At 63.8% G+C, this 12,418-nt stretch carries 11 protein-coding genes; all 11 read right to left on the minus strand.

Translation table 11 applies throughout. The features are described 5' to 3' along the window. Positions 1-11: 11 nt before the first annotated feature. Complete coding sequence (locus LKE06_RS32605) at positions 12-740, minus strand: Tn3 family transposase (protein ID WP_255649258.1); 729 nt, start codon at positions 738-740, stop codon at positions 12-14. Further along, positions 652-1,233, minus strand: a complete 582-nt coding sequence (locus LKE06_RS32610) for a Tn3 family transposase (protein WP_255649259.1) — start codon at positions 1,231-1,233, stop codon at positions 652-654. Before LKE06_RS32610 ends, LKE06_RS32605 begins: the two co-directional genes overlap by 89 nt. A 48-nt stretch (positions 1,234-1,281) precedes the next feature. After that, entirely contained in the window at positions 1,282-1,587 is a 306-nt protein-coding gene (locus tag LKE06_RS17180) for a hypothetical protein (RefSeq protein WP_228000180.1), read from the minus strand. Further along, positions 1,574-2,917 carry a DUF4158 domain-containing protein gene (locus LKE06_RS17185; RefSeq protein WP_228000182.1) on the minus strand — a complete coding sequence of 448 codons (1,344 nt, stop codon included), beginning with the start codon at positions 2,915-2,917 and terminating at the stop codon, positions 1,574-1,576. Before LKE06_RS17185 ends, LKE06_RS17180 begins: the two co-directional genes overlap by 14 nt. A gap of 65 nt (positions 2,918-2,982) precedes the next feature. Continuing rightward, the gene (locus tag LKE06_RS17190) at positions 2,983-3,237 is read right to left on the minus strand and encodes an IS110 family transposase (RefSeq protein ID WP_228000183.1); all 255 of its coding nucleotides are present in this window, start codon (positions 3,235-3,237) and stop codon (positions 2,983-2,985) included. Between the two features lie 1,113 nt (positions 3,238-4,350). Beyond that, positions 4,351-4,839 (minus strand): PaaI family thioesterase, encoded by a 489-nt coding sequence (locus LKE06_RS17195; protein WP_228000184.1) that lies wholly within the window; start codon positions 4,837-4,839, stop codon positions 4,351-4,353. A gap of 264 nt (positions 4,840-5,103) precedes the next feature. Next, on the minus strand, positions 5,104-6,327 hold the full coding sequence (locus LKE06_RS17200) for a CaiB/BaiF CoA transferase family protein (protein ID WP_228000185.1): 1,224 nt from the start codon (positions 6,325-6,327) through the stop codon (positions 5,104-5,106). 154 nt (positions 6,328-6,481) lie between these two features. Next, positions 6,482-8,269: an acetyl/propionyl/methylcrotonyl-CoA carboxylase subunit alpha gene (locus LKE06_RS17205; RefSeq protein ID WP_228000186.1), complete on the minus strand. Its 1,788-nt coding sequence runs from the start codon at positions 8,267-8,269 to the stop codon at positions 6,482-6,484. A 127-nt stretch (positions 8,270-8,396) separates the two neighbouring features. After that, positions 8,397-9,932 (minus strand): acyl-CoA carboxylase subunit beta, encoded by a 1,536-nt coding sequence (locus LKE06_RS17210; RefSeq protein ID WP_228000187.1) that lies wholly within the window; start codon positions 9,930-9,932, stop codon positions 8,397-8,399. Then, positions 9,929-10,408, minus strand: coding sequence for a MaoC family dehydratase (locus LKE06_RS17215; RefSeq protein ID WP_228000652.1), 480 nt, complete (start codon positions 10,406-10,408; stop codon positions 9,929-9,931). Before LKE06_RS17215 ends, LKE06_RS17210 begins: the two co-directional genes overlap by 4 nt. 70 nt (positions 10,409-10,478) lie before the next feature. Next, positions 10,479-12,416 (minus strand): AMP-binding protein, encoded by a 1,938-nt coding sequence (locus LKE06_RS17220; protein ID WP_228000189.1) that lies wholly within the window; start codon positions 12,414-12,416, stop codon positions 10,479-10,481. Between the last annotated feature and the right edge of the window lie 2 nt (positions 12,417-12,418).

Genomic DNA, 12,418 nt, shown 5'->3' on the forward strand with positions numbered 1-12,418 from the left:
CAGGCGGGTAGTCATGTCGAGCCGGAAGCTGGCCGGTGAGGTTTCCCGAAGAACGGCGTTGGCGGGCCATGTCGGACTGTGCCGGTGGGGAACAGGGCGCGGGGTTCGAGGTCCAGGCGCGTGACCGGCTCCCCCTCGGGTGGGGTGAGGTTGAGCACCCAGTCGCCGAAGCGGCGGATCGTGCGCGTGATGTACGGAGTGATGGTGGCCAGGTCGTCGGGGTCGACCGGATGCCCTTCGGCGGCCAGCGCGTTCGCAGCATCGGTGATGTCCAGGGCGGTGGAGTAGATTGCGCAATTGGCGACCAGCTCGTTGAACTTCACCACCCGTTCCTGGTGAACGGGATCGTTGTGACCGATCAGCTTGCCGCCGAACATCAGCCAGGCAGCGAACCCGTGGAACGCCTCCACCCGGTTCGTGATCGCCGTGATCTGCTGCCGCAGCTCGGGTTCGGACAGAAACCGCAGCAGCGTGATCGTCCTGATGACGCGACCCAATTCCCGGAACGCCTTGTACAAGCGGTTCTTCCGGGAATGGTTACCGAGCCGGCGCAGCAGCGTCACCGACGACAATCGTCCTTCCCGGATCGAGATCCCGGTCCGCAGCAGGTCCTGCCAGTGTTTCTCGATGAGGTCCCAGTCGATGGCGTGGTCACCGAACAGCGCATCGATGTGGGAATACCGGACCCCGAGGTCGGGCCGGTAGAAGATCAGATCGTGCCAGTGCCGTATCCGCGGCAACAACTCGAACCCCAACAAGGTCGCCAGGCCGAACACCGGCAAACGATTGACCTTGCGTATCCGCATGAACCACGTCCGGCTGCGCATCAGAGGTGTTCTGCAGCAGCCCATCGATGATGTACACCGCCTCCCACACCCCGCACGGGATGAAATGCGAGAACAACGCGATGTAGGTGTCGGAGATCAGGCGTTGGGCGATGCCGCCGAACCCGCCGTAGCGGATGTGGCTCTCTGCGAGCAGGTTGTTCTCCCACGTGTCGATCTGGGAGCCGTCGGCGGCCACCACCTGCCCGTCACCCCACACCCCCGCCACATCCAGAGTCGCGAACGCGTTGATCACCGCCGCGGACGCCTTGTGGATCTTCCCGGCATCGGCGTGCTTGTTGCCAGCGGTGTAGATCTCGTGCGCCGAAGTGTGTTCCATGTGCCGGGCCACCTCGGCGGCGGTCAGGTTCCCGCCGTAGGTGAACGCGGTGATCACATACCGGCCCATCGCGTCACGGATCTTCGGATCCGAGCCCGACGCCGGCCCGAGGTGCCGCTACCAACCTGTCAGATACGCAGCCCGGGTCAGCACGTCCAGCAGGCTGCGCTGCGGCAGCCGCTCGTGAATCGCCGCCTCCAGGTTCAGCGCCTCGGGCCGCCGGTCCGCGCCGACCCGCCGCTTCAACACCGGTGTGCCGCCGTCGAGCACAAGATCGGTGTTCGACGGATACCCCGCATCCACCCGCGCCGCGGTACCGGTCAAGCGCCGCTTGTAGAACGCGACCAGCTCGCTCGCCTCAGCCGGGATACCGGCCTGGGTGCAGAACCCCTCGACCAGCGGCGCGCACTCATCCCAGCTCATCAACTGCCCCGCGCCGGTCCCGGACCGCGCGCACGAACCCCACCGCGCCGGCCACACTGCGCTCCGCGGTGACCGGCTCCAACTCGATCGAATCGACCAGCGTGAACAGCGCTTTGCGGTGCGAGCGGTAGGATCGCTCCAGCAACGGCAGATAGTTGTTGCCGTGATGCGCCGCCACCGCCTCGTGCGCCGTGCTCAGCCGCTCGACCCCGCCACCGGCGTCGAGCACCTGCAACATCAACTGCCCGGCCCGCTCGAACACACCAGCGCCGTCACCCGGCACATCGGCGGGACCGACGACCTCACGGGCGGCACCCAGCACGTCACCGAACACCCCGAGCAGCCGCTCGGACTCGGCACGATGGGCCTCCCGCAGATCCTCGAGGCGTTCACGGCCACGCTTGTGTATCGCAGAGATCCTTTTGCAGAACATGTCACACACCTCGTCGCGGGCCTCGGTCCGCAACACGTGAATCATGCTCACCAGCAACGTCAACCGCTTGTCCTCGCCGTACTTGCGCAGATCAGCCACATCGGTCACCCGAGCCTCACCGGCGAAATGCCCGACCTTGCCCGGCGGCACCCCCGCCAACCACACCTCGGTCGCCCCCAGCGCGTCCAGCGTGACCAGATGCTCCAGACGCTGCCGGAACTTGCCCAGCGACGCCGCCTTCGCCGGAGTCTTCAACCGATCGAACCCGCTGCGCCGCGCCACCGGATCCACCAGCAGCAGCCGCGCCATCCGGGCCCGGTCCGTGATCGGGATCCGGTTCGCCACCGTCGAGAAAAAGCCGGAGTTCACCTCCGTGCGGATGCTGGTTGTCATCGCGTCCAGGGTGGTGTACCCGGGCAGTTCGCACGACTGCCGGACAAGCTCCTCCAACGCGACGTTGATCAGGTCCGCCGGATTGTCCTTCGTCAGCGCCGCCGCCCGAATAGCCTTCTCCGCCACCGCCCGCACCCGCGCCGGCTCGTACACCACCCCCAACCGAGTACGGACGAACTCGCGGTGCCGCCACAACGTCCGCTCCGACTCGTGGGCGGCCACAACCGAATCCGCGACACGGAGCATGCTGCGCACGTAGGAAACCACGGCATCAGGCACATCGGCCAGCTTCGGGAAATACCCCAGTCGCTGATAGCACTTCAGCAGCACCACCAACGCCAGCAAGTGACCATCAGACGTGGTCTTCGACCGTGCCCACCCGGTCTCGTCTTCGGACGGAGTGAACGACTCCGCGATCTCCCGTGCCGACACCACACGCTTGAACCGCGGATACGCGGTGCGATCGATCGATCGAAGCCACGAACCCACCCGGAACAAGAACATCAGCAGAGGACCCGAACCTTAATCGGCACCACCCGCCACACCGACATCGGGTCTCCCACCGGCCACTATGGCCTCAACGGCAGACTTCTGCCGTATTCCGGTCGACCCTCTCCATAGGATCCGGTGCCTTCTATTCCGACTCGGGCGACGAGGCCACTGCTGCGGATCCACTTCTCGGTTTCCGCGTAACCCGTTGCTGTCGTGTCGAATTCGCGATCATCGAACTTCTTGCCGTGCTCGTTGACGATCCCGACGTGATGGGTGTCAGCGTGGGTGTCGACTCCGACGAAGATCGTTGGCCGGGCGGTGGTGCTCGTCACTGGGGTTTCGTCCTTCCTGACTCCGAAACCACGTGCAGGGGGCGGACAGGCCAGTCAAGAGACGGCGATCTCGGCGCGACATGCTCCTATCAGGTCACAACCCCGTGCACCTCGACCGACGAGAGCTCCATAGACAGCCTGAGTAGGCAGATCACGGACTCCGTCTTCGCGCCGAAGGAATCACTGATGTTAGTTGTGGACGCACCGTTCCTTCCCGGGGGCGGTCTGATCGGGCTGGATCCAATCCAGTTCTGCTCCAATGTGATTCCGCGATGGTCGAGCTCGACAGGTGGCAACGCAGTCCGCGAACGGCTCGAAACCGCAGCCGAGCTACGAGCTGGTACACCATCTTTGCTGGACTCAAGCTTAGGGAACTGTGCGCGCCGCTATGGATACGAGTCGGGATGGGGAGCCTGCTGGATGTCGGTACTGTGCCGACATCGATTGCTCGAAAACAAAGCCTGGAGGCGACTCGTTGAATTCCGAAACCACCGCCCGCGAGGTGGTGAATCTGATCGTCGAACTCGGTCTTGTCGATCAGTCGACTCCCCGGCGGACCTTGGCACCGGACCAACTGGACAAGCCACTGAGCTATTACGGTCAGCCCACTCAGCATGCCGTGTGCACTCTGCTCAGCTATCTCGAGATCCGATACACGGTGAACCACAAGACATTCCGTGACATCGGCGATCGGGATGACGCCGAGCGGCTGGAGTGTTATCGAAGTGAGTTGGAGACTATCGCTTCCCACACCCGAGGTTTGGTGACCGTCTCCAATGTCCGATTGGTCGAGGCCGACACGGAATGGGAGCTTCGGTTCGATTGGAACGACGAGACCATGTCGTGGCCGGTCGAACCCGGCGACGAGGAGGAAGCTTTCGAAGCCACGCTCACCTTCAGCACGGGGGGATGGACGCAGGCGCAGCGGAGCGCTTTTGTTCCGTGTATCCCGTGGACGAGGACTGTAGCGGAGAAGCTGTTTTCGGCGACCCGGAGGCGCTCAACCGGCTGGGCAAGCGTTTCGGGCTCACCTTCAGTTGAGCCATCGCCTGGGTCAGCGGAGCGAACGACCACCTCGGCTGAACCCTCTGGGGTTGGCCGGCGTCGTGGGGCTCAGGTGTCGAAGACATCTGTCACTGGGTGTCCCGCGGTGTCAGTCAGGCCCCCGAAGTACGTCCTCAGCACATGGAGTTGTGGTTGCACGAATGTCCCGTGTGCCTTTACGAATGTGATCGTCGGATCGTCAGCTGGGCATAGTGTTCCGAGCGCAGTCATGCTCCGCTCGCCCGGTGTGCCGATTCTTCCGCGCATTACCAGTGGTGTATGGAGCGGGACAGGCTTGAGGTACTCGACGGTGAGAGCCACGGTCATACCCCATCGGCCGCGTGCCTCGACCGCGCGTCCGAGGAGTTCGTCAAAGAGCAGTGATGTGACGCCGCCATGGGCGAATCCGGGTAGTCCCTCGTAAGCTTGCCCGAGAGTGAGGCGAGCGATCACTTCCTCAGTCGTCGTCTCGATCTCGACGTGTGGTGCGAGTGGATTAGCGCGGCCGGTGGCCGGGCCGTTCAGGGGCAAGCCCTTCCGCAGAGCGTCGACCGACACGACCCGATCAGCTGGACGCCGAAATCCGTCGAGAGTGGCGAGTGCGTGGCGAATCGAGACGGCGGCCTGCTCGATCAGCTCCGTTGGAGCATCGGAGCTGACGACTTCATCGATCAGTCGTCGGAGACTCTGCGCCAAGGATTCAGTTGTATGAGTCCGCGAGTGCGCGGACGGCGACTGGTCTAGCACCTCGAGCCTTCGGTTGATTGTCGACGACCTTGCATGGCTGGAAGGTCTGCTGTTCATGCGTTCCCGGTACCCAAGTCACGACCGTGCAGTCGCAGGATCGCCTTCGGACGTTCCGCGAACGCTTTGGTGTATGTCACCGGATTCGTGTAGAGCTGCGACTTCTTCGCCCGTGAAGCCCCACGCTTGCAGGGCTGTTGCTGTATCTGCGCCGGGGAGACTTGCCGACCGGGGTTCGAGGACCGGGGTTCTCGAGAATCGCGGTGCAACCCGCGGCTGAGGTGCCCCGTCGACCATGGCAAAGATGCCGCGCGCCACATTGTGCGGATGGCGCGGAGCCTCGGCAAGACTCAGCACGGGTGTCACACAGGCGTCACTATCGGCGAAGTGCTCTTCCCATTCGTCCCGCGTGCGTGCGGCGAATGCTCGCGTGAATGCCTTTCTGTGCTCGGGCCATTGTGCTCGATCGTGTTGATTCCCAACGAGTTTTCCCGCCAACCCCAGGCCATCGAGCAGTTGGGAGTAGAACTGCGGCTCGAGTGCGCCCACTGCGACGAAGGCGCCGTCGGCGCACCGATACGTGTCGTAGAACGGGGCATCGCCATCCAGCAAGTTCGACTGTCGATCATCTGTCCACAACCCTGTTGCGAACATCCCGTAGATCATCGTGACCAGCGAACTGGCACCGTCGACCATTGCTGCGTCTACGACTTGACCGACCCCGCTCTGGGCTCGCTCCTGCAGAGCGGCCAGAACACCGATGACGAGGAAGAGGGACCCACCGGCGAAATCGGCGATCATGTTGACCGCCTGCATGGGCTTGTCCCGGGTTCCGACCGTGTGCAGCGCGCCGGTGAGCGATGCGTAGTTGATGTCATGGCCTGCGCGATCGCGAAGCGGGCCTGATTGACCCCAGCCCGTCGTGCGGGCATAGATCAGTCGGGGGTTACGGCCTCGACAGATGTCCGGGCCGATGCCGAGTCGTTCCGTGACTCCGGGGCGGAAGCCCTCTATGAGTACGTCCGCCTCATCGGCGAGTCGGAGTGCCACCTCACGTCCCCGTTGGGACTTGAGATCGACGATTACGTTGGGACGACTGCGCTCGAGACCGAAGGACGGCGCGATTGCGCGTCCCGTGCCCCCGACTCGGTCAACTCGGATCACGTCTGCGCCCAGCTCAGCAAGAATCAAGCACGCGTACGGAACTGGTCCGATTCCGGCGAACTCAACGATGCGGATTCCTGCGAGGGGACCGGGCGATTGCGTCTTCGCGGCATCGACCGTTCGTTCGTCGGTACTCATGCGATGTCCCCGTTCTGCGCCGCGGGGGAGGGGGAGTGTGCTGCTACTCGCCTCTGATCTTGACCGGTGTGCCGCATCATTTTGTTCTCCTTGTCGAGCCTGTCGAGGCGGCCGAGCGTCGGCGGGCCCAGTTCATGCCGGAACAGAACAGGGTTCAGGCACCCTGAGAGCGGATGTGGCAGATCAGTTCGCCACCGGCGCGAGTGTCGCCCTGAACCACACTGATGCCGTCGATACGGCCGTCCTTGTGTGCGCGCACCGGGTTTTCCATTTTCATGGCCTCGACCACGGCGATGAGGTCACCTGCGGCCACCTCCTGCCCCTCGGCGACCAGTAGTTTCGTCACGGTTCCCTGCATGGGGGCAGTGACGTCGTCGCCGTTGTGTTTCGCGGGCTCGAGGGTGGAGGAGATCTCGGCTGCCTGTGCGCGGATAGTCTCGGCGTGCGTGCCCAGTCCCGCGAGGCCGGGCAGGTTTACGTGGTGCACACGTCCACCGATCAGGATGGGGACGGTATGTGGTTCCCCCGTCGAGGACTGATCGCTGACCGATACCTCGGAGCGCTCCGGTGCGGTCTCGAGCAACCCGCTTCCGTCTGATTCGATCCAGGTGGTATGCACCCCGAACTCGGTGTTTTCGGCCGTGAACTCCGACGACCGAGTCACGGCCCGGTGGAACGGGAGGACAGTCGGCAAGCCCTCGACGCGCATCTCCGCGAGGGCGCGGCGACTGCGGGCCAACGCGGTAGCGCGGTTGGGTCCTGACACGATGAGTTTGGCGAGCATCGAATCGAACTGGCCACCGACGATGGTGCCCGCTTCGACACCCGAGTCGACTCGGATGCCAGGTCCTTGGGGCAAGGTCCATTCAACGATGGTCCCGGGACTGGGGACGAAGCTACGGGTCGGGTCCTCGCAGTTGATCCGGAACTCGAAGGCGTGACCGATAGCCTCGGGGTCGCGGGAAATGCTCAGCGGCTCGCCGCGTGCGATCCGGAATTGTTCCAGGACAAGGTCGATACCGGTGGTCTCCTCGGTGACCGGGTGTTCGACCTGCAAGCGTGTGTTGACCTCGAGGAACGACACCGTGCCGTCGGAGCCAACCAGGAACTCCACGGTTCCCACTCCGAGATAGCCGCTCTCTTGGCAAATAGCGCGAGCCGCATCCCGGATGGAGGTTTCCTGCTCTGCGGTGAGAAAGGGCGCCGGTGCCTCTTCCACCAGTTTCTGGTGGCGACGCTGCAAAGTGCAGTCGCGCGTGCCTACGACGACCACCGTTCCATGGCTGTCGGCGATTACCTGGGCTTCTACGTGGCGCGGTTTGTCGAGATAGCGCTCCACGAAGCACTCGCCTCGGCCGAATGCGGCAACCGATTCGCGGGTGGCCGCGGCGAATGCTTCGGCGATCAGATCGGCGTCATGGACGACACGTAGACCACGCCCGCCACCTCCGTGTGCCGCCTTGATTGCGATGGGCATGCCGTATTCGTCCGCGAATTTTTCGATCTCCGAGACGTCGCCGATGGGAGCGCTGGTGCCGGGCACGAGGGGAGCACCGACCTTTGCTGCGATCTCGCGTGCCGTGACCTTGTCGCCGAGAACGCGAATCGTGTCCGGATGCGGCCCGATCCACACCAGCCCCGCATCGATGACCGACTGTGCGAAATGGGGGTTCTCGGAAAGAAAGCCGTAGCCAGGGTGAACCGCTTGCGTCTCTGACGCCAATGCGACGTCCAGGATCTTCTGCGCGTCGAGGTAGGTTTCGGCCGCGTTGGTGCCATGCAGTGCGTAGGCCTCGTCGGCGAGTTTGACGTGGGGCGCGTCCGCGTCGGAGTCGGCATAGACAGCGACAGCGCGGAGGCCGGCGTCGTGGGCGGCCCCGATGATGCGGACGGCAATCTCGCCTCGGTTGGCGATGAGAACACTGTCGAACGGTTTCAACACGATTACCCTTTCATTCTTGGGTCCGACGGGGATGCTCCGACGTATTGACTTCTGGTGTGATCCCCATATGTGGCGGTGCCGAAATTGATGCGGTGCGTCGGCTGGTCGACGCACCGCCGGAACCGTGTCATACCGGGCTGATCACGTGATGGCGCGAAGGTGGACGGCGCTCCCACTCTCCGGCGTGGGCGAGACGCTCGATCAGTTCGGCTCGCAACTGTTCGGGCTGCACAACCGTGTCGACTACCAGATGACTGCCCATCCTCAGCAGGCTGATGTCGGCAGCCTGCTCCGCAGTACGTGCGGCGATGTAGCTCTCCCGCTCGGTTGGATCCTCGATCTCGGCGATCTTGTTGGCATACACGGCATTGACGGATGCTTCCGGTGACATCGGCCCGATAGTCGCGGTGGGAAGCGCGATCGTGGCTCGAGGCTCGAATCCGGGTGCGCACATCGCGTAGAACCCGGCAGCGTTGGCCTTGCGGAGGACCACACTGAACTTGGGCACCTCGGCACTTGCCATGGCCGTGACCATTTTCGCGCCGTGACGGATAATTCCTTGGCGTTCGATTGCCACACCGACCATGAAACCGGGCACGTCCTGGAAGAAGATCAACGGGATGTTGTATGCGTCGCACATCGAGATGAACCTGGCCGCCTTGTCCGCGGAGTCGACGAAGATCGCGCCACTGCGGACCGAGGGCTGGTTGGCGATGAGCCCGACGGTGCGCCCGTCCAATCTCGCAAACCCGGTGACGATCTCGGTGGCCCACGCCGACTTGATCTCGAAAAAGCTGGCGGCATCGACGACGCGCGTGATCACATCACGAACGTCATAGGACTGGTTGGGATCTTCGGGAATGAGGTCGGGCTCCCACGTAGTGATCTCCGGTTCGCTCGGTGCCACGAGTTCGGGCGCCGCCCGCCAATCGTTCGGAAGGTACGACAACAGCAGCCGTGCGGCGGCGATGACCTGCCAGTCGTGATCGAAAACTTCGTCCCCACAACCGGACACCGTGGCATGCATCGTTGCCCCACCCATCTCCTCGAGGGTGGTGCGTTCGCCGGTGACCTTCTCCGCTACGCGCGGGGAAGCAAGGTACATCGACGCATTACCTTTGACCATCCCGACCCAATCGGTGAAGGCAGGCATGTATGCGCCACCGGCGGCGGACGGACCATGCAGGCAGCAGATCTGTGGGACACGGCCGGAGAGCCGAATCTGCAGCTGAAAGATCTTCGATGCCCCGCGTCGGCCGGGGTAGAACCCGAGCTGGTCGGTGAGGCGGCCACCTGCGGAGTCGACCAGGTAGATCACTGGCAACAGGTCTCGATCGGCCCGCTCGAGGATTCGAACCTGTTTCTCACAGGTGAGTTCACCCCACGAGCCTGCTTTGACACTGAAATCGTGGGCGATCACCGCGACCGGGCGGCCGTTGATGCGCCCGACACCGGTCAGCACGCCGTCCGCGGGCAGTCTGTTGCCGGCGGCGTCTGCGAGAAGACCGTCCTCCACCCAGCTGCCAGGGTCGAGTAGCAGCGAGATTCGCTCGCGCACGGGCAGCTTCGTGGGCCAGCGGGACGAGTCTCCACCGGCAAGGGCAGAGGTGATCGCTGATTCGAGTTCCGAGCGCACCGCGGTGGGGCTGATTGTCGCGCTCATGCCTCACCACGCTCCTGGGCCTGCCCGCTCGGTGCGCGGTGCATCAGGCCGGTACGTCTGACCTTGCACACGAGGGTGTCGTTCTGGTTGAAAGCCCGATGCTCGAACACGACGAGGCCGGTGTCCGGCCGGGTGCTAGATGGGCGGGTGCTGACGATTTCGGTTTCGACGCGGATGGTGTCGCCGGCGAACACCGGTGCCGGGAACTCCGCCTCGGACAGCCCGAGTTGGGCCACGATGGTGCCGAGGGTGAGCTCCGGTACGGAGATCCCGACCACCAGCGCAACCGTGAACATGCTGTTCATCAGGGGCCGCTTGAACTCTGTTTGCGCGGCGTACTCGGCGTCCAGATGGAGCGGCGCGGGGTTCATGGTCATCGTGCTGAAGAGCACGTTGTCGGTCTCGGTAACGGTCCGGCGGTTCACGTGCTGCACGATGGTGCCCACGGCGAGATCGTCGAACCAGCGGCCGGAGATCGGCCGTGTCGGGGAGGTCATCTGCTCTCCTGCAACCTGTCTGAATGGTCGGGCATGTGATGTGCGGGCGTCAGGCATCGACGGCAGCGACTGCCTGTGTGACTGCCTCGATCGCGCTGTGGTCTTCCACGGAGGAGGTGTCTCCGCGGGGCTCGCCGTAGGTGGCCACGTCACGCAGCAGCCTGCGCATCAACTTGCCGGTGCGGGTCTTGGGTACGTTCGCCGTGACGTAGATGTGCTCGAGGGCGGCATATCTCCCGAGCTGATCGGACACCGCGACACGTATTTGCTCGATGATTCGCTCCTGATCATCATCCTTGATGACGATGAATGCCGCCGGGACAGTTCCCTTGGTGGCGTGGGGCACACCGACGACGGCAGCTTCGATCACCTGCGGGTGAGAATTGACGATCTCCTCGATCTCCATCGTCGAGATACGATGCGCGGCGATGTTTATAACGTCGTCGGACCGTCCCAGGATCCAGATGTGCCCGTCGTGGTCGATCACCGCCTCGTCGCTGGTCGCGTAGTAGCCGGGGAAGCGGGAGAAGTAGGTGTCCAGGAAGCGCTGGTGGTCCTTCCACACGGTTCGGGCCAGCGTCGGAAACGGATGAGTGAGAACCAGATTGCCCTTGATGCCGGGAGGAACCGGATTGCCGCTGTCGTCGACGACCAGGCAAAGATGGCCCGGCGTAGGGACGCCAACCGAGCCTGCCTTCATATCGTCCACCCCGTAAATCGGATACGTCCACGTGGATCCGGTCTCGGTCTGGCCGTACGCGTTGACCACGGGGACACCACCGGCGAAGCGGGTGTTGGTCCAACCGAAGGTGTCACTGTCGAGTAGCTCACCCTGAGTAGTCACCAGCTTCAGCTGGGGCAGTGGGTGGCGCGCCATCAGCTCGTCTCCGAACTGGCGCAGCATCCGCAAGACCGTAGGGGCGGCCAAAATTTTTGTGACGGAGTGCTTTTCGCAGATCTCGTAGAAGCGATCCTGGGTTGGAGTGTCGAGTGCCCCCTCATAACATGCAATCGTCATTCCATTGGCTAGACCACCGACGACGGCTTGGATGGGGAAGGTCAGCCATCCTACGTCTGCCGCGACCCAATAGACGTCGTCCTGTTCGGGGCCGACCTGCCAGTGCACGTTCGACCAGGTGCCGGCGAGGAAGCCGCCCGCACTGTGCACGATGCCCTTGGGCTTCGACTCGGTTCCGCTGGTGAATATCAGGAAGGCAGGGTCGTTGGCATCCATCTCGGCCATCGGGGCCGGTCCGGGCTGGCGTTGGACCAGCTCGCGGTAATCGATCTCGCCCTCCTCCAACGCGACGCCGCGACCCGTCCGGTCGACGACGATCGTGTTCTGCACGCTGGGAACCGACCTGCGAGCTCGGCGCAGCGTGTCCAGCAGCGGGACGAGCTTGGTTCGCCGGTAACTCGCGTCCGCGACTACTACAACCTTCGGTTCGGCCTGCTCGAGCCGCGATCGGCTGGCTTCCTCGCTGAAGCCGGCGAAGATGACGGTGTAGATTGCGCCGATATGGTTGCAGGCATGAATGGCCGCGAAGGCCTCGACCATGTTCGGTAGATAGATGGCGACCACATCGCCTCGTTCGACGCCCAGTTCGGCCAGCCCTGCGGCGAGCCGACCCACCTCGTCAGCAAGCTCCGCGTAGGTGACTTTCCGGATGTCGCCGGGCTCTCCCTCCCAGACAACGGCGTACTTGTCCCTGGTCGCGGGGTTCTCCGCCCACCTGTTGACGCAGTTGTCGGCGACGTTGATTGCGCCGCCGCCGTAGTAGCGGAAGTCGCTGAGGTCACCCTCGACCAAGGTGTCGTACCGACGAATCCAGCGGAGCTGTTCTCCGACCCACGACCAGTAGCGCTCGGAGCTCTCGTCGTGTAACGCGCGGGCATGCTTCGCCTCCGCCTGGTACGTCGGCGATTGCCACTCGGGCGTAAGGGGAACCACAGGTGATGAGATCAGCTCGTTGAGGTTGTCCGACATTG

This window comes from Nocardia australiensis (assembly GCF_020733705.1).
Taxonomy (GTDB): domain Bacteria; phylum Actinomycetota; class Actinomycetes; order Mycobacteriales; family Mycobacteriaceae; genus Nocardia; species Nocardia australiensis.